Here is a 21,151-nt window from a genome sequence, read left to right on the forward strand (position 1 = left end):
CACAGATAGAGCGGGATCCCGCCGCGTTTGGTCGTGTCCATAAATCCCCCCGGCCTCGGCCGATGTCGTTATCGGAGCGGCAGGGCGTAGATCAGGCCGCCCGGCCGAGCGCGCCATTGTGCGCATAATCTCATACGTCAGGTCGGACCCCGGTCTCGTTCCACCGTGCTCGATCTGATTTTCATCGCTGCCGGAGTGCGCTTTGCCATGGAGCCGGTTGCGATGGACGGCGGGCCGGATCGCCTGTCTGGAGCGATCACCGGTCGATCAGAGTCATGAACCCGCGCATCCGGACGCTGAATACGGTCCCGCGCGGATAGGGTGGCCGGCTCGGGCATGGTGCAGCGGAACATGGCATGACAGATCCTGTATTGGCCCCGGTCACGGCGCAGCAGCGGCTGGAGACTCTTGATCTGCTGCGCGGATTCGCCCTCTGCGGCATCCTGCTGATGAACATCATGTTCATGGGCGACAGCCGTGTGTTGCCCCCCCTGCCGGCCGTGCGCGGGTCGCCGGACTGGACGATCTGGTTCATCCAGTCGGTGGGCATCGAAGGGACGATGCGGGGGCTGTTCACCCTCCTGTTCGGCGCGGGGATCCTGCTTCTGACCTCACGGAAGGAGGGCACCTCGCCCGATGTCTACTTCCGCCGCTGCCTGATGCTGATGGCGCTGGGCGTGGTCAATGTGGTCGTCTTCCTGTTCCCGGGCGACGTTCTCTTCAGCTATGGCCTGACCGGCCTCTTCCTGTTCGTGTTCCGCAATGCGAGGCCACTCAGGCTGCTCATTATCGCGGGCGTTATTATCCTTGCCTTGTCGGCCAAGAGCGTCGCCGATCTCCGTCCCCCGGCCCTGGAACTTCGGCAGGCCCACGCGCTTGTGGACGCCCGGGCCGCCGGCCGCGTCCTGACTGCGGAAGAGCAGGAAAAAGCCGGGACCTGGACCGCGGCGGTCGAACGCCTGGCCCGGGAGTCGCCCCGCGCGAAAAAGGCGCGAGAGCAACGGACCGGCGGCTGGCTGTCGGTGCTGGGGTGGAGCTGGGGCTGGTGGACCACGACCACGGGCGGCTACCTCGTTGATGTCGTCGCGGAGAGCGCTGCTTTCATGCTGGTGGGCATGGCCCTTTTCAAACTGGGCGTCACAGGCGGCGAGCGGTCCTGGCGGGTCTACGCCCTGATGGCGGCGGGCGGGTACGCGATCGGGCTGCCCCTCAACATCTGGCAGGTCGTGACCTGGTGGAACAGCGGCTTTGCGCCGGACGTCTGGATCATCTGGTCTACCTATCAGATCGACCGGCTGGCCATGACGATCGGCCATCTTGGCGTGATCCTTCTGCTCTGGAAGGCAGGGGCGCTGGCCTGGACGAGCGGCGCCCTGAAGGCCATCGGTCGCCTTGGCCTGACCAACTACCTGGGACAGTCCGCTCTGGCCGCCGTGTTCTTCTACGGATTCGGCATGTGGGATCGCCTCAGCTGGATCGCGTTGTGGGGCGTGTGCGTGGCCGTGTGGGTGATCCAGGCCGTGTTCAGCGTCCTGTATCTGCGGCGATTCGCCATCGGCCCGGCGGAATGGCTGCTCCGGAGCGTCGCCTATGGCCGGCCCCAACCCCTCCGGGTCACGTCCCCAACGCCGGTTTAACCCCGCCCTCCGGATGCGCGGGCTGATGGCGTGAGGTCGGCCTGACCGGAGCCGGGCGGACGAAGTATGCGCCGAACAGCTGTCCGGGCACGCCCAACTGCACTGCAATTATCAGACAACTGCCCCCCTCTGTTCGGCAATACCGCCGACCGGAGCGCGCCCTCGACATACCCGGACGTCCGAGGCCGCGGCGACGCCATCCGAAGTCGCGCGATTGAAGCCACAACAAGGGGTCGGTTTATGTTTCGTGTTGAGTACGCCGCTGGTCTTTCCGCTCCGGCCCGCGAACAAATTCCCCAGCCCACCCTGCGGCGTGGCCTCTGTCAGCAGACGAGCCGGATCGCGTTGTTGTCGGTTATCGGCTTGGCCGCCGTCGGCGCAAGCCTTCTCGCGCCGGATGAAGCCCTGGCGCAATGCGTGGTCGGAACCGACGTCCTGTGCCAGGTCTCGACCGACACGACCAACACGAAATTCGCCGGCGCTCCGGGCGCCGATCGCTTCTATGAACTGACGGGCGGGCCCCTGCACACCGCCACCATCACGAACGGAACCACGATTGGCGGGCATGGCCTCGCCTTCGGAGCCACGATCGCCGCAGCAATCGATGTCGTCAATGAAGGCCTCATTCGTGTGGACGCTGGAAACGCGCCGACGGCGGGTGGGACGTCGGCCCTGGACCTGAGGGCGCCGGGAGGCTTGCTCACCTATTCGGGCGGCGGCGACATCGTCAACGCCGGCATTGGCGCCGGCCTCGGCGTGCTTATGTCAGGCGCCGGTACGATCGATCTCGATATCGCCGGAGACGTGTCCGCAGTGACGGACAGCGGTATTTTTGTCAGTCACGCGGGCACGGGATCAACCTCCCTCAATGTCACGGGCAAGGTCACGGGCGCGGGCACGGACACGGGGAATTCCGAATCGGGCATCCGGGTGGAGTCCAATGGCGGCGTGGACCTGAGGATCGCCGATACGGTGACCGGCGCATCGGGCCTGACTATACGCGGCGGATTCGGCGGCTCCGGTGACATCTCCGTCATCGGGAAGGGCGAAATCGTCGGCCTGGATGGCGAAGGGGTATTCGTCGACAACTTTGGCGCGGGCGATATCCGGCTCGACGTTTCGGGTCCGATCACCGCAAACAATGGCGCCGGCGTTCTCATCAGAAACGTCACCGACAGCGGCGACATCAACGTTACGACCGGCGACGTGACCGTCGGGGACCTCTTCACCGGTCTCGCCATCTTCTCCATCTCGGAGACGGGAGACGTCACGGCGACGGTTGATGGCGAGGTGATTGGCGGCGGCCAGGGAGTGTCGGCGGCTATCAACTCCGCCGCGGCGACTGGAGACGTCAGCGTCACCACAAAGGCCTTGATCGACAGCGGGCGAGGCATCTTCGCAGCCAACCTGGGTTCGGGCTCGGTCACGGTGGACGCGGCCGGCCCGATCAATGCCTCCTTGGGCGAGGGCATCGTCGTGAGAACGAGCGGCGGCGCCATCACGGTGACCGCGGGCGATATCAACGCCGTCGGGGGCATAGACGCCCGTCAGGATGACACCGGCGTGGGCGGCGGGGCGATCACCATCAACGCCAACGGGACGATCAACGGCGATACCGGGGCCGGTATTCTGGCGCATGGCAATGACGCCGTGAATGTGACGGTCGCCGAGACTGTAACCGGCGGGGCGGGCCTCGTGGTCCGCGGCGGCCAGCTCGGCTCGGGCGACATCTCGGTCACAGGCCCTGGCGGCTTCGTCGCCCTGAACGGCAATGCGGCCACCGTCAACAACCTCGGCTCGGGCAATGTCCTGTTCGACGTCTCGGGGCCGATCATCGCGAATGGCGGCGCCGGCGTGCTGGTTCGCAATGACACGACCGGCGGGGACATCAATGTCACCACGGGTGACGTGAGCGTGACCGGCATCGAGTTCAACGTTATCGACGTCCGCTCCGCCTCGGAGACCGGGGATGTCGTTGTGACGGCCAACGGCGCGCTGACCGGCGGCAGCGCCGGCGTGCTGGCCTCCATCGAAAACGCTTCGGGCGCCGGAGATATTCGTGTCGCCACGGCGGGGGCGATCGATAGCCAGGCCGGGATCTTCGCCAGCAACGCAGGCTCCGGCTCGGTCACGGTGAACGCGGCGGGCCCGATCAGCGCCGCTTCCAGCGCGGGGATTGTCGCGCTGGCGCACAAAGGCGCCATCGCGGTGACCGCGGGCGACATCACGGCGATCGGAGACGGCATCATCGCCCGTCAGGACGGCGGCGGCACGGGCGGCGCCGCGATCACGGTCAACGCCACCGGAACGATCAACGCCACCGGGACGATCGCCGGCCTGGACGGAATCGGCATCGTGGCGATCGGCAATGACGCCGTGAACGTCACGTTCGCCCAGAACGTAACCGGCGAATCCGCACTGCTGATCAGTGGCGGCGCGGGCGGGGTGGGCGACATTTCCGTGACAGGCGCGGGCGGTCTTGAGAGCGTCGACGGCGATGCGGCCTTCATCGAGAACTTCGGCTCCGGCGATGTCGTATTCGACGTCTCGGGACCGATTGTTGCGAATGGCGGCAACGGTGTGCTGGTTCGTGATACCGCGATCGGCGGGAACATCAGCGTCACTACTGGCGACGTGAGCGTGACCGCCCCTGTCCTTATCTTCAAGGCCATCGATGTCCGCACCGACTCGGAGACGGCGGATGTCAATGTAACGGCCAACGGCGCGGTGACAGGCGGCAGCACCGGCGTGCTGGCCTCCATCGACTCGTCTGCGGGCACGGGGGATGTCCGCGTCACCACGGCGGGGGCGATCAATAGCCAGGCCGGGATCTTCGCCAATAACTCAGGCTCCGGTTCGGTCACGGTGGCCGCGGCCGGTCCGATCAACGCGGCCTCGGGTGTGGGCATTGTCGCGCTGGCGGTCGATGGCGCCATTGCGGTGACCGCGGGCGACGTCTCGGCGGCCGTAGACGGCATAGTCGCCCAGCAGACCACTGGCGGTTCGGGCGGCGCGGCGATCACCGTCAACGCCACCGGGACGGTCAACGGCGGGGACGGGTTCGGCATCGTGGCGATCGGCAATGACGCCGTGAATGTCACGCTCGCCAGGAACGTCACGGGCGCATCCGGCATGCTGATCAGTGGCGGCGCGCAGGGCGCGGGCGACATCTCCGTGACCGGGGCCGGCGGTATCGAGGGCCTGAACGACGATGCGGTATTGATCGAAAACCTCGGCTCCGGCGATGTCGTGTTCGATGTCTCGGGACCGATCGTCGCGAATGGCGGCGCCGGCGTGCTGGTTCGCAACGGCGCGATCGGCGGGAACGTCAACGTCACCACGGGCGACGTGAGCGTGACCGGTGTCGAGTCCAACGTTATCGACGTCCGCTCCGCCTCGGAGACCGGGGATGTCGTTGTGACGGCCAACGGCGCTCTGACCGGCGGCGGCGCGGGCGTCCTGGCTGTCTCCTCCCCCGCTACTACGGCTACGGGCGATATCCGTGTCACCACGGCGGGTGCGATCGATAGCCAGGCCGGGATAATCGCCATTAACCTGGGGTCCGGTTCGGTCACGGTGGACGCGGCCGGACCGATCAGCGCGGCCGCGGGCACGGGGATTTTCGCGGAGACGATCGACGGCGCCATCGCAGTGACTGCGGGCGACATCGCGGCGGCTGAAGACGGCATTGTCGCCCGTCAGCAGAACGGCGGCGCGGGCGGCGCGGCGATCACCATCAACGCCAACGGGACGGTCAATGGCGGGATCGGAGTCGGCATCCTGGCGATCGGCAATGACGCCGTGAACGTCGCGGTCGCCGGCAACGTCTCTGGCCGGACGGGCCTGCTGATCAACGGCGGCCTGCAGGGCGCGGGCGACATCTCCGTGACCGGCGGCGGCGGTTTCACCAGCGAGAACGACGACGCGGCCACCATTCTCAACCTGGGGGATGGCGATGTCGTGTTCGACGTCTCGGGGCAGATCATCGCGAACGGCGGCAGCGGCGTGGTCGTGCGCGAAACCGCCGTTGGCGGGGATATCAGCGTCACGACCGGCGCGGTGACAGCCGAGAATTCCGCTATCGACATCGTGTCGGGTTCTGCCAGCGGCGACATCACCGTGGTCGCCAATGGCATCCTGAACGCAAACGATTCGGGCGTGTTCGCCGCTCTCCAGAATTCCGCGACCGGCGACATCACTGTGACCACGAGCGGTGAGATCAACGCGGCCAACGGGATCGACGTCCGGAATCTTGGCTCGGGCGCGATCAGCGTGACCGCGACGGCCCCGATTACGGCGGACGGGGGTGTCGGAATCAGCGCTCAATCGAGCGGTGGCGACATCACCGTGACCGCGGGCAACGTGACCTCCGACGCGACTGGCATTTTCGCCGGTCACGCGGCACTGGGCACGGGGGCGATCACAGTCCACGCCAATGGCAAGATCGACAGCGCCGAAGGATCGGGCATCCTGGTGTCAGGCAATGGCGCGGTGACGGTGACCGCCGCTGATATCGTGACCGGCGTGACCGGCCTTGCACTGCAAGGTGGGATCTTGGGGACCGGCGACATCTCGGTGACCGGCGCCGGCGGCTTTGTCAGCCTCGACGGCGCGGCGGTCGAGATCTTCAATCGGGGTACGGGCTCCGTCCTGTTCAACGTCTCGGGGCCGATCAGCGCGACTGGTGGCAGCGGTGTTGTCGTCAGGGACAACGGCGCCGGCGGAAACATCGACATCACGACGGGTGCGGTCACCACGGGCAGCAGGCATCAGGGCATTGTCGCTATCACCAATGCGGACAACGCCGACGTTACGGTGACGGCGAACGGCGACCTGAAGGCGGGCGCAACCGCACTGATCGCCGGGATCAGCCAGACCACGGCGACGGGCAACGTAAACGTCACCACAAATGGATCGATCACGGCACGTGACGGGATCGACGCCGAGAATTTCGGTTCGGGCTCGATTACAGTAACGGCGGCGGGTCCGATCGCGGTGACCAACGGGCGCGGCATATCCGCCCTCGGGGGGAGCGGAGACATCACGATCCGGGCCGGCGACGTCAGTTCCGTCGGGGGCGCGGGCATCGGTATCGCTCGCCTGATCGCGGGACACGACACTGACGCCACGATGAACCTGACCGCCGGCAATGTCTCGGGCACGGTCGGTATCGACATCGACAACGGTCGGGGGGCGGTTGCAATCACCGCCAACGGCAAGCTCACGGGGACGATCGGTGAAGGTCTGCGGGTGTTCGGTGATGGCTCTGTGAGCGCCATCCTGAGCGACACCGTCACCGGGGCGAGCAACGGTCTCTTCCTGCTGGGCGGGATCGGCGGTTCCGGCGACGTCTCCGTGACGGGCGCCGGAGCGATCGTCGGCCAGAACGGCGAAGGGGCGGCAATTCAGAATAGAGGCGGCGGCTCCACGACCGTCAATCTGTCGGGCGACATTCGCGCGACCAACGGTCGAGGCCTCGTTGTTTCGGCAAACGGCCCGGTCGACCTGACGGTGGCGGACGTGTCGGGCGAATCGGGCATCGCCGCCAGCGTCGATGGCGCCGGCCGGCTCACCGTCACCGCCAACGGCGACGTTGTAGGTACGGAGGTCTTCGGGATCCTCGCCCTATCGGACGACACCGGCGACATCGTCGTTGACGCCTTTAATGTCACAGGTGCGACTGAGGGCATCGCGACCGTCAATTTCGGAACCGGCTCAGGCTCAACCTTCATCCACGCCCGCGGCACGGTCGAAGGCGGGGACCTTGCGATCGATGCCTCTTCCGCCGGAACCGTTGGCATCTTTAACGACGGCGTCATTCGCAACCGTTCGGGAGCGTCGGCGGACGACGCGATCTTGGCTGTGGGTGCAAACATCAATCTGACCAACGCCGGAATCCTGGTGGGCGGGGTGACCCTGCGAGGTGATGACAACAGATTCCTCAACCAGGGATCGTGGAACAACATCGGCGGTGAAAGCGTCTTCATCGGCAGGGGCGACCTGCTGACTAATGCGTCCGGCGGGTTGATCTTGGCTGGTTCCGACGCTGACGTGCTCGAGCAGACGCTGTGGCGTGGCCTGGAGTCGTTCCGGAACAGCGGCCGCATCAACCTGTCCGATGGCGGCGGCGGCGATGTCGTGATGACCTCGGCGGACACCGTGTTCGCCAACGGCTCGGTGCTGGAGATCGACCTCGGCGGCGTGAACGGCTCCGATGCCTTCGCGACCGCCGGAACCCTCGACATCCAGGAGGGCAGCCGCCTGGTCGTGAATGTGGTCGAGCCGCTGGTCCTGAACTTCCGCTATGTGGTCGCCCAGGCCGATGGCGGCCTGACGGGCCGGTTCGAGATGGAGGACCAGCTCCTGACGGCCTTCCTCGGCCTGCGCGACATCTATACCGACACCACCGCCTTCATCGAGATCGCCCAGTTGCGGCCCCTGGCGGCCGCCGGGGTCACGCCGAACCAGAAGGCGACCGCGGCGGGCGCGGACAGCCTGGCGGACGACAACGCCGTGCGGGGGGCGCTGCTGCGGCTCCCGAATGACGCGGCGGCGATCGACGCCTTCGATCAGCTGTCCGGCGAGGTCCACCCCGTGGCCCGCCGGGCCATGGCCGACAACAGCCGCCTGCCGCGCAATGCGGTGCTGGACCGATTGGCCGATGACGGGCGAACCGGGTCCGTGTGGGGGCGTGGGTTCATCGAGGAGCGCGTCTCCGATGCGGACCTGAACGCCGCCAGGGCGGAGCGCGACACCGGGGGCGCCCTGTTCGGCGTCGACCGGATGCTGGGCGACCGGTTCACCGTCGGCGTCGCCGCGGGTCGGTTCAACACTGATCTCAACATCAACGATCGCCACAGCACCGGCCGGATCCAGACGGCCCAGGCCCTGGCCTATGTCGGAGGCCGTGTCGGACACTGGGGCCTGCGCGCCGGGGTCGGCTATGCGGAAACCTCGACCCACACCGAACGCCAGATCGCCTTCCCCGGCCTCAGCGCCTCGCCCGAGGCGCGCTACGACGGCTCGGTGCTGCAGGGCTTCGTCGACGCCGGCTATCGCATCGCGCTGCAGAGCGGCTACCTCGAGCCGTTCGCCAGCCTGACGAATATCCGGGCGGAGACGGACGCCTTCACGGAGACATCCGGATCGGCCGCCCTGTCGGGCGAGGCGAATACGGACGAACTCACCATCTCGACCCTGGGCCTTCGGTTCGGGACCCGTCAGGTCGGGGCCTTCGCCCTGCGCGGTTCGGCCGGATGGCAGGAAACGTCGGGCGATCTGAATCCGGACGGCCGGCACGCTTTCGACGGCGGCTCGACCTTCACGGTGCTCGGGGCCGCGCAGTCCGATCGCGCCGCGGTGGTTGACCTCGAGGCGGAGTGGCGGCTGTCGCCGAACATGACCATGGGCGTGGCCTATGACGGCGTCCTCGGAACCGAAGGTGAGGACCATGCCGTCAGCGGCAGCTTCAGGATCGCTTTCTGAGGCTGACGCGACGCCCTGGGACGCCATCAGACACGGTGGCCACCCGAAGTTGGCCGGCCCGGGGTCCGGGTCGGTCTGCCTCGCTTCGGCGTCAGTTCTGCGAGTCCGGGTGATCCATCTCGCGAGGACGCGACTTTCGGAGCAATTGCGAGAAACACCTCAGCCAGCGACTGAAGCCCAAGCAGGATGTAGACGACACCGGCGGCGCCGTTGAAAAGCGGGTTGCACAGCCTCGCCGAGAACGTCACTGGCCTGTTCACCCGGGGCTCCACAGTGTGAGGGGAGGCACGAACTGGCCGCGGTCCTGAACGGATGGTCAGGATCGCCGACGTTCGGTTTCCTGACCGCCCCCTGACTTGTGGCGTCCTCTCCGCGCTCATCGCGGAACGGAGTCCTGTCGAACAGGAGCCGGACACCGCGGCAACGCAACCCTGCCGGAGCTCAGCTCTTGATCGGAAAGGTGAGGGTCGCCGTAAAGCCCTCCGGCCCGACCTGTGTCGTCAAGGACCCCGCGGGGCCGTACGTCGCCGCCAGACGCTCGCGTATGTTGCGCAGCCCGGTTCCGGTGCCGGCCGCGAGCGAAGGGTCGCCTGGGCCGTCGTCACTCACGGAGAGATTTATGCGGTCTTCCAACCGCTGAGCGACGACGCGGATGTGCACCCGCCGGGCCGCGGGGGCGACCGCATGTTTGATGGCGTTCTCCACCAGCGGCTGCAGCAGGAAAGCCAGGATCGGCGCCTCGTGGAGGTCCTGGGGGATGTCCATCTCGACGACAAGGCGGTCCCCGAAACGGATGCGTTCCACTTCCAGATAGGCCTGCAACGCCTCGGTCTCGTCCGCCAGGGTGACCATTGCCGACTGGTTGGCGAGAAGCGAGGCGCGGAGGAAGGTCGCCAGACTCATCGCCGTGGCGTCGGCTTCCTTGAGGCGGTTGGTGACGATCAGCGCCGACACCGAATTGAGGGCGTTGAACAGGAAGTGCGGATGCAGCTGCAACCGCAAGGCCGCCAGTTCGGCGCGCTGGGCCGAATTCTGCGCTTCGATCAGTCGTCGTTGCGACAGCAGAAGGCTGTCGGCCATGGCGTAGCAGCCGAACACCCAGAAATAGATCAACAGGCTGATCCGGAGTCCCGCGTCGACGACGCCCTGGGGCGTACGGACCACCATCGCGGCTCCCACACCGGGAGGCATCAGGTATTGAACCACCCAGCCGGATATTCGTGCGTCCAACAGCGCCTGAAGTCCCGCGAGCACAATCACCGCGAGGCCGGCCAACAGCCAACGTCCCGGCCCCTTCATCCCCTCGGTGCGGCGGATGAGTTCGTGCAGGGGCCAGGTCAGGAGCAGGCCGTGCACTGTCCAGATGAAGGGGAACAGCAAAAGCTCGGCGTCCGTGTGCAGCGACAGGGTGAACAGCAGATGGCCGACCAGCGCCAGGCCCCATAGCATCAAAGCCAGGCTGATCGAGCTCCACCGGGGCGAAAGGAGCAAGGCCGAGACCCCTGCGGGGGGGCGAGAGTGCAGGGGAACCATTCAGGGGACTCGCCAGGCGGACGACGTCGTCCGGAAGGCGCCGAGTCTTCCCCAGGAGGCCGCCGAACTCAACTGGCCAAAAGCCGCTCCCGGCCCCCTTTGTCGCATCCATGGCGGCATTCGCAGCGCCCGGGCCGCTTCCATCGCGGCCATGTCCGTCCACGTCTCACCAGGGGTGTTCCGCGCCTGGCCGTGACCCTAGGGGTCGTCGCCCGGCCGCCGCACAGGCCGGATGGCCCGGCCGCAGGACCCGAGGATATGTTCGTCAGCCTGGATCTTGCCCCGCCGCCGCCGCCGCCGGTCCGGCGACCCGGTGGACCCAGGGCGGCCGCCGCCGGAGGCGCCCAGGCCGTCGCGGTGTTTGTCGGCAAGCCATCGGGGACGGCGGCAGCGGAGAGGATCGCGCGCGACGGCGGGTTTGAAGTTGTTCGGGTCAACGACGCCGCATCGGCGGAGGACTTGCTCTCTCACCGCTCCGCGGACCTGATCGTTCTCGACGGCGGCCTGGACGGCCCGATCGACTTCGGCGCCTGTCTCCGGTTGGCCTCATTGCGCGCGGGCGCCGTCCTGGTGATCACTGACACGGACGATGAGGTCGATCGGGTGCTGGCGCTTGAGCTCGGCGCCGACGACTGCGTCTCCCCACGCTGCGGGGATCGGGAGTTGGTCGCGCGAATGCGGGCCCTGGCCCGCCGCGGCGGATTTTCGAACGCGCCGTCCCCCGGGTCGAAAGGACTGCGTTTCTCCAATTTTCGACTGGACCTGGTGACAGGCGATCTACGCCGCCTCGACGGAACGCGCGTGTCGTTGCCCCGCTCTGAATACGACCTGCTTTATCTGTTCCTGAGCAATCCGGAGCGCGTGCTATCGCCTGACGATATCCGCGCGGCCTGCAAGGGCGACGGGTGGCTCGACCCCAGAAATGCGGCGGTTCGTGTCTCGCGGCTCCGTCGTCGCCTCCGAGCCGAGGCCGGGCGCGACCTCATACGCACGGTTCACGGCCTGGGTTACATCCTCGATACGCCGGTTGCGCGCGCCTGACTTTTGCGCGCCCTATGCGACAAATCCGGTCCCTGACGCGACAAGGAGGATCGCGTCCCCGCACGCGATCTCTAAAAGGACCATTTCTGTGGCGGGTTGCGATCGGCATGCGAGCACCGAAGGCTTTCCGTGAGCCCGATATCAAGCAGGCCCTGCTCATCGCGGTCGGCGTCTGGGCCGTCGCCGTGCCCGTCTTCATGGCTCCCACATTCGCCGCGCCGCAACCCGCGCCGGCCTGGTCGTGGCTGGCCATGGGGCTCGTGGCCCTGGCCGGCATCCTTCTGACCCCGATTCTCCTGGTGGTGGTGCGGGTCGCCGACCGCTGCACCGGGCAGGCGCCTCGTCTCGTTCTCATCGTGGCGTCCGTGGTCGTCGTGGCCCTGATCCATTCGGTGATCGACACGGCGGTGCACGACATCCTGCTGTCGTGGTTCCGCCCGGACGCCCAGGGCACGATGTTCGTCAATGAAGAGGGACGGGCGACGCCTGCCCCCATGCACTACTACGTCCTGATGAATTTCATCATCCTGTTGTGGGTGCACGCGGGGGTCACCGCTCTCGGCGTGTTGAGCCGCTTCAACATGAAGATGCGCCGGCAGGAGGTCGCAACGGCCGAGGCCAGAGCGGCCGCCAATCACGCGCGGTTGACGACCCTCCGCCTCCAGCTCAGCCCCCACTTCATGTTCAATACGTTGAACGCGATCTCCAGTCTGATCCTCGTCAACCGCAACGCCGATGCAGAGCGAATGCTGACGCGCCTGTCGGATTTCCTGCGGGCGTCACTTGGTCCGGAAGAGGCCGAACTCGTGCCTTTGGCTTCGGAGCTCTCGGCGGTGAGCGCCTACCTGGACATCGAAAGCCTGCGCTACGACGGCCAGCTGAACGCGGAGGTCGTGAGTGACGAAGGCCTCCACGAGGCCAGGGTGCCCACCTTCATCCTTCAGCCGCTGGCGGAACAGGCCGTGGCGCATGCTGTCAGCCCGCCGCAACGAAGGGCGACCATCCGACTGCAGGCGTCGAGCGAGGGCGTGGACAGGCTGGTCGTCACGATCCGGGCGCAGGCCGCTGACGGCAGCGGGCCATCCTCGCCGCCGCCTCTGGATCTCACGGCGGTGCGCAGTCGGCTCACCGTTGTTTATGGCGGGCAGGCGGGGATCGAGGGAACCTCGGACGCCGGCGGGTTCACCGCGATCGCCCGCCTGCCGCTGAAACGCGATGACCGCAACAGAGAAGGCGTCCAATGAATCCGCTACGCGTCCTGCTGGTCGATGATGAGCCTCTGGCGTTGGCCCGGCTGGAGGTCGGCTTCAGGGACATCCCGGAGACCGTGATCGTCGGCCTCGCCCAGAACGGGGAGGAAGCGGTCGAGCGGATCGACTCGTTGCGCCCCGATGTGGTGATCCTCGATGTGAAGATGCCGCTTCGCGATGGTCTGGAAGTCGCCAGGTCGCTGAGCGGAAACGACGCGCCGGAAGTCATTTTCGTCACGGCCTATGAGCAGTTCGCGCCCAGCGCCTTCGAGGTTGAGGCCGCGGACTATCTGCTGAAGCCGATCCGCTTCGAGCGGCTGCGGGTCGCCGTCGAACGCGCGCGCCGTCGCCGCGCCGCGCGCGACTCCGGGGCGCGTATCGAGGAGCTTGAGAGCGTGGTCGACGCCCTGCGCGCGGACACGCGGACCCGAAGCGACGCGGCGCCCCAGTTCGAAAGCGAGTTGTGGGTTCCCAGCCTGCATGGCGCCGTTCGGGTCGCCACCGCCTCGATCATCTGGATCGAAGCCGCGCGCGACTATGTCATCCTGCACACCGCCGCCCGGAGCCTCATTCTCCGCGAGACCATGGGCCGGATGCAGGAGCGGCTCGACCCGGCGCAGGCGCTGCGCGTGCACCGCTCCGCCTTCGTCAACCCCGCCGCGGTGACAGGCATCCAGCGGCTGGGCAAGGGCCAGATCGCCGTGGTGCTTTCAGATGGGCAGGTGGTGACGGTCGGACCCAACTATTCCCAGAGCGTGTTGAGCGCGCTGAACGCCCGCGGACATCGCTGATACCCGCCGCGGTCCTGCACGGTCACGTTCAGGACGGGGACGGTTGAGGCGCCGGGCTCGTCGCGGCGGGGGGCGGAGGGGCGGGAATCAGGTTCGCCATCACCAGCCTCCAGCCGATGGCCTGCTTTTGCCACAGGCGGACGTAGTGGCCGGTGCGGGGCTGCCCGTCCCGACTCCAGGCCGCCGCGCCATAGGTCCAGGCCATGTCGCCGGCCTCCGACGCTGCGCCGCCTTGCGCCGGTCCAAACTGAAAGGCGGCCGGCCAGGCGGAGAGGGCCGCGGCGAAGGATTCCCGACCGATCGCCGGCGGGCGTTGACCGACATAGAGACGGCCCGCGTCCGCCATCACCGCAAGGTGCGCGGCCTGCTGGTCCGTCGCGGCCTGACGCGCGAGCTCCGCCTCGACAGCCGCAACTTCCGCCAGGGCGGCTTGCGGCGAGACCGAGCCGGCGTCGGAGGTCGTCAGCAGCACCGGCTCGCTCTCGGGCCCGGGAGCCCCGGCCGCGCTGGCGCTCGAGCCGCCATCGTAGATCCACTTCCAGCCGCCGTCGGGCTGCCGCCGCCAGATCGTGAAGTAGTGCCCGGTGCGCCGGTCATCCAGAGCCATCGGACCGGTCGTGAAGCCGAGATCGCCCGACCGGGCGATGCCGGCGAAGTTGGGCCACCATCCCAGGGCGGGCTCGTCGGCAGGCCGGGGCGCTTCGGGCGGATAGGCGTCCCGCACCCTCCGGACCTCGCCGCCGCCGATCACGATGGCGTCGGGCGTCGACCACTTTGTGAAACTGCCCGTAATCCCGAGCCCGGGCCGGTCCGCGGCGAACGCGCGCTCGGCCGCGACCACGGCCGCTGCGTCCGGCGTCTGCGCCTGCGCCGGGATCGGGGCAGGGACAAGGAACAGGCAGGTCAGGATCATCGGGGATAGGGTCATGGCTGTCTCCGTCGTGGACCGTGGCCACCGGCCCCGTCTCCGTCCAGCACGGTGCGACGAAGATTCGTCGGAGCCCTCCGGAGTCGGACTCCGGGCTCCGCAGCGGCGCCGGACCCGACTACAGCGCCTCGAGGGCCTCGCGGTTTTCCTGCGTCAGCACACCCTGCCGGATGGTGTCGTAGATGACCTCCTGGACCACCTCGACCCGCTCGCCGTCGCCCCGGATGTCCTTGCCTTCCATCAGGCGGAACACCTCGGCCAGGGCGCCGGGACTCGTGACCGGGCCAATCCGGTAATCCGTACCGGGCGTCGAGCCGGATTTGGCGCTGTTGATGCAATAGAAGTGGAGCGGCAGGTAGACCGTATCGGGGGCCTCCTCCCTGTCGCGCAGCCGGCCCGGTCCGGAACCGGTGGGGGGAACCGTGAGCACGACACGCTCCACCAGAAGTCCGTTCTGGAAGCCCTCGGCGGCGGCGACGATCACCAGACCCGGAGGGAAGGTCACGCTTACGGGGCCGCCCGTGCGGTTGCGCACCGGCAGGCAGGCGCGAACCCAAAGGCCGCTGCCGACGTCTTCAGTGTAGGGTCTCGGGCAATTGCCGTCGTCGTCGGCGCCGACCAGCGGTCCGGCGATCTCCAGCCCCGCCGGCAGGCTGAACGGGGCGCCCACAGGGGAGCCTTCGTCGGAGCCGAAGCCGGGCAGGGCGGACTGCGCCGAGGCGGGCGGGCCGATAAGGCAGAAGGCCGTCAGGAGAACCGCAGCCGTTTTTCTCATCAGGGTCATCAGACGCCTCCGGCGCTTCAAACGCCGTCGGTGGACGACGGCAAACGGCGAGGGGAGAGCGTCCCTCTTACGAGCACGGTCCGATGAAGCGGGCTTCCATGCGTTGCTTGTAACGAGACACCTCGGCGCCCGCGGCCGAGACGACGAGGTCCAATTCACCGGCGTAACGCCGTTGGAAGTCGCCGCGCATCGTCATCCTTGTATGGCTGACATAGCCCTCGGAGGGGCAGGTGGATTCGACGGTGTAGACGCCCCCCGCCTTGCTGATCTTCGCGGGGCAGTCGTCGGACCCGGTCGGCAGGATTTCGGCCTCGTCGGCCTCGACGCATTGACGGACGACGTCGACCGCTCCGCCGTCCTCGGTGGTGCGGACCTCCCATTCGCCGGGTTTGATGCGAGGCAGATCCGCCGCGGCCAACACCTGCGAGCCTGCTGCGGACGGGGCCAGGCCGGCCGCACTGCCCTTACCGGGCCCCCCATCCGAGCAGGACGTCAGGATGAGCGCCGCCGCGCCAATGACTGCTAGCCGCATGGAAGCTCCGGGGGAGGTGAAACCGGGGCGTCGCGGCCGCGGCGGGAAGAGGAGAGGCGGGAAAGGTTCCGGGTCGCGCCGCGACCGAACTACGGTTCGCGTCAGCAGGACCGGTTCCGGAAGAGGTCGTTCAGGTGGGCCAGGCGCTCGGCCTGCGGCGTCGGCGCCGCGGCGGCCGGCGGCTGGGCCGGCGCGGCGTTTCCGGCCGCCGCGGCCTCACTGGCCATGCCCGCGAGCGCACCGACGACAGCCGCTTCGTTGCCGCCGTTGCCGCCGCCGAACAAGGATGCGCCCCGGGCGAGACCGCCGAGCAGTCCGCGGCCGACGGCCCCGGCGGTCTGACGGTTGCGTTGGGCGCGCTCGGCGTTCGCCGCCTGTTGCCGTACTTCCTGCGACAGGGTGTTGATGGCGCCGACCAGCGCTTCGCACGTCATCGCGCCGTCGTTCATGCGGACGACTTCATAAGGCTCCGCCGACTGGGCCTGAAGCGGGCCCGCGACAAGGCTGGCCGCCAGGGCGGCGCTGACAAGCAGACGGATTTGCATGGGAGCCTCTCTCTTCAGGGTTGCGATCCGAGCGTGTGGGGCGCGATCCATACGTTCCATCGGAATGCGACCAACGGGCGCATGTCCGCGACGAGGCGGCGGTCCGCCCGTGCGGGACGCCGTCGTCGATTCCAGGGCCGGTTTCGTCGCAGCCGTGCGGGCTCGTCGCGGCTTCAATCCTGTTTGTCGCAATGTCTCCCACTGATTGACCGTCCGTGTTCTGTGGCGCGGCCGTCGCCCTTACAGGTCCCCCCTTTCCGGGCGAAGGGCCGCCGTCCCCGGGTTCAGTCAGGGGGCGTCGTCCCGAGGGTGTCGCCGGGCGGCTGGCCCAACCGCCGCCCGGCGATGATCGAGCAAATTGCGTGTCGTGTTTCGGCGCGGACGTCCGAGACGGAGCTCAGTTGTTGAAAGCCAACCCGTTCAAGATCAAGGCGGTGATCACGATCGAGATCGACGCCGCCGACGCCTATGTGATCGAGGCCCATCGGCGGGAGCTCAACGCCGTCCTGGCCGAGTTGCAAGCCAGGCACGGGTCCGCCCGGATGAACATCACGGCGCGGCGACCGAGACTGAAGCCGCGCGCGGCGCCGCCTCCGCAGTTGGGCGCGAATTTCGAGATCGTGCGTGCCCGCTATGTCCGGTAGCAGGTTCGGCGCCTCGAGAAACGCCCTCGCCGCGATTGTCAGTCTTCTCGACGAGGCGTTCGACGACTTCACCTTCACCGAGTTGATCACCTTGCTCGCGGTCTGCGAGCATGAGGGCCTGTCCGTGTCGAGCGTCGCCAGAGTCTGTCGTTTCACCGAAGCGACCGCATCGCGCACCGTCCGGCGGCTGGCGCCGGCTGACATGCCGGGCGCCTTGCCCCCGGCGCGCGGATTGCTGACGCTGGCCCGGGCGCCAAACGACAATCGCTCACGGTATGTGTTCCTGACCGCGCGAGGGCGGGCGTTGTGCCAGGCCATCGATGTCATGATCGGAGATCCTGCGCGAGTGCGGCTTGTCGGGCCGGATTCCCGTCCCGGCTCGTCAGAGCTGGAGTCGCGGTCAAGCGGCGCGGCGTTCGCCGGTCCAGGCACGCGAGATGTGACGTGCGGATCGGTCGGCGCGGTGGAGCGGTCGGATCAACTGGCCTGCTCACTGACGGCCGGGAGCTAAGGGCTACGAAGAGGCATGGGCGCCCATCGGCGTCAGAGTTCAGTGGGTCTCCGATCAGATAATTACTTGCAAGATTGAAAAGATTTTATCCGTGTCAATGTAAACACGGACCAGAACTTGTGTTTAATCCTGTATCGTTCGGGCTCGACATATCGTTTTCAAGTTGTTCCCTTCGCATAGGGCGTGCGACTCCGCACGACATCTGGGATTGCCGGGCTGAATCTGGCGATTGTCCCTTTGCTGGAGGTCATCTTGAGAAAGAATTCTATCCGTGGGCGGCTCATGGCGTCCACTATCGTCAGCGGCGCGGCTCTGCTGGCCATGGCTGCGGTCCCGGCCGCGGCCCTGCTGGCTCCGACCAGCGCCCTGGCCCAGAGCCAGACGGGCAATCTGCGCGTCGCCGTCACCGGAGACGATGGCCAGCCGCTGGCCGGCGCGACCGTGACCGTCAACTCGCCGGACAGCCTGGTGTCGAGGATCGGGGTGACCGACGCGGAAGGGCGTGTCCGTCTGGGCGGTCTGGACCCCGCCACGAACTACACCATCCGCGTGACGGCTGCGGGCTATGACGACTACAGCGCCACCAACGTCGCGGTCGTCAGCGGTCGCGACCTGAGCCTCGGCTATGTCCTCGTCAGCGGCGCGAACTCGGCCGCGACGGACGTCGGTGACGTGATCGTCACGGGCCGCTCGCTCGCCGCCGTGGATGTCACCTCCGCAACGGTCAGCACCGTGCTGACCCTTGAAACCATGGATGCGCTGCCGACGGGCCGCAACTACCAGAGCTATCTGCAACTCGTTCCAGGCGTGAAGCCGTCGAGCACAGGCAACCCCTCGTCGCGTTCGGGCGTCAACTATTCGGACATCGGCGGGGTCACGGGTCAATCGACCGACAACGCCTACTATCTGGATGGCGTGGACGTCACCGATCCCGAGACCGGCACCTTCGGCTCGAACTTCAACTCCGAGATCATTCAGGAACAGCAGGTCATCGTCGGCGGCGTGCCGGCCGAGTACGCGGGCGGTTCGGGCCTGATCTCGCGAGTCATCACCAAGTCGGGTTCAAACGACTGGCACGGGTCGCTCAACTACTACCTCCAGAACGACGATCTGGTGGCTGAGGACCGGCACGACTCCTCGGGCGGATTCTCCACCTACGACACGGCCTTCACCTTTGGCGGGCCGATCATCCGCGACCGCCTCTGGTTCTTCTCCTCGTACCAGAAGCGATCGCGCGAGGACGAGGTGTTGGACGGCACCTCCGGCGCGGCGCTGCGGACGGTGACCAATGACGCCGAGTACGCTTTCGGGAAACTCACCTGGCAGATCACGGACAACGACCGCCTGTCAGCCAGCTATTTCTCCGACCCGACCGAGATCAGCGGCTCGAACCTCTCCACCGTGCCGAACAACCGGGACAGGGCCCGGGTCCAGGGCGGCGACAACTTCAAGATCGACTACACGCGCACCTGGGGCGACCTCCTGGTCAACGCCTACTGGTTCCGCCACGAGGGCGAACTGACGGACATCTCGTCCGACCAGAGCATTCGGGACACTGTGGCGTTCCTGCCGGCCGCGAATGCAACGGTCGCGCAGCGGTTCCGGGGCGGCTTCGGTTCCGACATCGCGCGGCAAAAAGACCGCGAGGAGTTCGGCCTCAGCGCCGAATACTACCTCGACACCAGCTTCGGCACCCATACGCTGAAAGCGGGCTACGCCTCCACGAGCAATGTGTACGGGGAAGACAGCACCGTTCCGGGCGGCGTGACCTATCAGTCGCTGGCGACCGCCTACGCCGGTACGACCTTCGCCCAGTTTACGGATGACGGCGCCCACTGGACCAACAGCCCGTTCGTGAGCGACGACATCGCCCGTATCCAGACCGCGCTGGCGCTTCCGGCCAACGCGACGGCCCGCGCCGCCGTCGACACGAACAACGACGGCACGGTCAGCGCGGCTGAAGTCAACGCCATCGCCTTTACGAACTCGGCCGGCAGCCCCTACGGCAACATCAACGCCTACCGCTCCCAGCGCACCGTCGCGGCCCCCTATGAAGTCACCAGCGAAGGCCAGTCGTTCTATATCCAGGATACCTGGACGATGGATCAGCTGACGGTGAACGCCGGGCTCCGGGCCGAGAAGTGGGAGCATTTCGCTTCGGATGGCTCGAAGACCGCCACGTTTGACTGGGAAATCGCGCCGCGCCTGAGCGTGGTCTATGATCTGGTCGGCGATGGCCGCAGCAAGGTGTTCGGCTTCGTCGGTCGCTACTACGACCCGATCCGCAACAACATGTCTGATTTCGCCGGCGCCCTGACCGGCCCGGTCGATGAGGAGCAGATCAATATCGCCGGCCAGTGGGTCACCTTCCGCACCCGCGGCGGCGCCACGACCCCGGACGCCCTGTTCGCGCCGTCGACGAAGACGCCCTACACCGACGAATACATGCTGGGCTATTCGACGACCTTCGGATCGAGCATCGGCTTCACGGCATCGGTGGCTCACCGTGCGACGCGGAACATCCTGGAAGACTTCGATCTGAGCGTTTACTCCGATCCGAACGCTTCCGGCCCCGGCGTCGCCGGCCCGAACTCGCTGTTCTACCTGCCGCTGTCGTACTTCGGCTATTCGTCGGCGCCGAATTCGAACTACGTCCTCGCCACTCTGCCGGGCGGAGAGCGCAACTACACCGGTCTTGAGCTGACGCTGACCAAGTACAAGACGGACAACTGGTTCGGCCAGATCTCCTATACGTTCAACCAGGCCGAGGGTAACACCAACTCCGACTCGAACGCGGACTACCAGGGCGACGTGCTTTGGCTCGACCCGCGCGCGCCCAACGTCTACGGCAAACAGGCGGGCAATATTCCGCATCAGTTCAAGGCCTACGGCTCCTACGAGTTCGACTTCGGCCTGGAAATGAGCGCCGTGTTCAACTGGAACAGCGGCGCCCTCTATACGCCGGCCACCCAGGTCAGCGGCCGCTACTTCGCGCCGCGCGTGTCCACGGCGTACGAGTATGGCGGCGCCACCACTCGCTGGCTGCAGCCGGGCTTCGTCGGCGGCTCGCAGACTCCGTCGTACTACACGCTGGACATGCGCTTCAAATACGTCGTCGACATGCCGATCGGAGAAACCGAACTGTTCCTGGATGTCTTCAACGTCCTGGACAAACAGTCTCCGATTGACGTTCAGAAGCTCATCGCTGGTGACGGGACCTACGGGTTCCGGGAGGCCAACGACTGGGTCGAGCCGCGCCGTGCCTATCTGGGCGTGCGTTACTCCTTCTAGATCCGGGAAGTTCGTATCGGATAGATCAGGGCCGGCGCGAAAGCGGCGGCGCGGGGCGGCGGATCTTCGGGTCCGCCGCCCTTTCTTTTCAGGCCCGTCGGATTGGGCGGCGATCAAGGGCGCCGGGCGCCGGGAACCTTGATTGACCCCTGCGCTCCGGGCCCCGGCCGTTTCGAGGC

Annotated in this window: 13 protein-coding genes; 8 read left to right on the top strand and 5 right to left on the bottom strand. The window is 67.1% G+C overall.

Features of this window, described 5'->3' with window-relative positions:
- Window positions 1-356: 356 nt before the first annotated feature.
- Complete coding sequence (locus V6M45_RS07645) at window positions 357-1,637, top strand: DUF418 domain-containing protein (RefSeq protein ID WP_332655193.1); 1,281 nt, start codon at window positions 357-359, stop codon at window positions 1,635-1,637.
- Between the two features lie 66 nt (window positions 1,638-1,703).
- Window positions 1,704-9,122, top strand: coding sequence for an autotransporter domain-containing protein (locus V6M45_RS07650; RefSeq protein WP_332655194.1), 7,419 nt, complete (start codon window positions 1,704-1,706; stop codon window positions 9,120-9,122).
- Between the two features lie 441 nt (window positions 9,123-9,563).
- Here V6M45_RS07650 and V6M45_RS07655 read toward each other — a convergent pair whose 3' ends face one another.
- Window positions 9,564-10,613: a sensor histidine kinase gene (locus V6M45_RS07655; RefSeq protein ID WP_332655195.1), complete on the bottom strand. Its 1,050-nt coding sequence runs from the start codon at window positions 10,611-10,613 to the stop codon at window positions 9,564-9,566.
- 300 nt (window positions 10,614-10,913) lie between these two features.
- Here V6M45_RS07655 and V6M45_RS07660 point away from each other — a divergent pair, with 300 nt between their 5' ends.
- From V6M45_RS07660 to V6M45_RS07670, 3 genes are all read left to right on the top strand, one after another.
- On the top strand, window positions 10,914-11,696 hold the full coding sequence (locus tag V6M45_RS07660; RefSeq protein ID WP_332655196.1) for a response regulator transcription factor: 783 nt from the start codon (window positions 10,914-10,916) through the stop codon (window positions 11,694-11,696).
- A gap of 185 nt (window positions 11,697-11,881) precedes the next feature.
- Window positions 11,882-12,940 carry a sensor histidine kinase gene (locus tag V6M45_RS07665; RefSeq protein ID WP_332655197.1) on the top strand — a complete coding sequence of 353 codons (1,059 nt, stop codon included), beginning with the start codon at window positions 11,882-11,884 and terminating at the stop codon, window positions 12,938-12,940.
- Window positions 12,937-13,737, top strand: coding sequence for a LytR/AlgR family response regulator transcription factor (locus V6M45_RS07670; protein ID WP_332655198.1), 801 nt, complete (start codon window positions 12,937-12,939; stop codon window positions 13,735-13,737). Before V6M45_RS07665 ends, V6M45_RS07670 begins: the two co-directional genes overlap by 4 nt.
- A 28-nt stretch (window positions 13,738-13,765) precedes the next feature.
- Here the strand turns inward: V6M45_RS07670 and V6M45_RS07675 are convergent, their stop codons facing one another.
- From V6M45_RS07675 to V6M45_RS07690, 4 genes are all read right to left on the bottom strand, one after another.
- Window positions 13,766-14,665, bottom strand: coding sequence for a DUF4440 domain-containing protein (locus V6M45_RS07675; protein ID WP_332655200.1), 900 nt, complete (start codon window positions 14,663-14,665; stop codon window positions 13,766-13,768).
- A gap of 118 nt (window positions 14,666-14,783) precedes the next feature.
- Window positions 14,784-15,449 carry a hypothetical protein gene (locus tag V6M45_RS07680; RefSeq protein ID WP_332655202.1) on the bottom strand — a complete coding sequence of 222 codons (666 nt, stop codon included), beginning with the start codon at window positions 15,447-15,449 and terminating at the stop codon, window positions 14,784-14,786.
- Between the two features lie 67 nt (window positions 15,450-15,516).
- On the bottom strand, window positions 15,517-15,981 hold the full coding sequence (locus tag V6M45_RS07685; RefSeq protein WP_332655204.1) for a DUF3617 domain-containing protein: 465 nt from the start codon (window positions 15,979-15,981) through the stop codon (window positions 15,517-15,519).
- Between the two features lie 101 nt (window positions 15,982-16,082).
- The gene (locus tag V6M45_RS07690; RefSeq protein ID WP_332655206.1) at window positions 16,083-16,526 is read right to left on the bottom strand and encodes a hypothetical protein; all 444 of its coding nucleotides are present in this window, start codon (window positions 16,524-16,526) and stop codon (window positions 16,083-16,085) included.
- A gap of 401 nt (window positions 16,527-16,927) precedes the next feature.
- Between V6M45_RS07690 and V6M45_RS07695 the strand changes: the two genes are divergently transcribed.
- The 3 genes from V6M45_RS07695 to V6M45_RS07705 all read left to right on the top strand — a co-directional run bounded on the left by V6M45_RS07695 (window position 16,928) and on the right by V6M45_RS07705 (window position 20,972).
- On the top strand, window positions 16,928-17,170 hold the full coding sequence (locus tag V6M45_RS07695; RefSeq protein WP_332655210.1) for a hypothetical protein: 243 nt from the start codon (window positions 16,928-16,930) through the stop codon (window positions 17,168-17,170).
- Window positions 17,151-17,681, top strand: coding sequence for a MarR family winged helix-turn-helix transcriptional regulator (locus V6M45_RS07700; RefSeq protein ID WP_332655212.1), 531 nt, complete (start codon window positions 17,151-17,153; stop codon window positions 17,679-17,681). Before V6M45_RS07695 ends, V6M45_RS07700 begins: the two co-directional genes overlap by 20 nt.
- Window positions 17,682-17,963: 282 nt before the next feature.
- Window positions 17,964-20,972, top strand: coding sequence for a TonB-dependent receptor (locus V6M45_RS07705; RefSeq protein ID WP_332655214.1), 3,009 nt, complete (start codon window positions 17,964-17,966; stop codon window positions 20,970-20,972).
- Window positions 20,973-21,151 lie beyond the last annotated feature (179 nt).

Origin of the sequence: Brevundimonas sp. (assembly GCF_036676055.1) — a bacterium.
In the GTDB taxonomy this organism is placed as follows: domain Bacteria; phylum Pseudomonadota; class Alphaproteobacteria; order Caulobacterales; family Caulobacteraceae; genus Brevundimonas.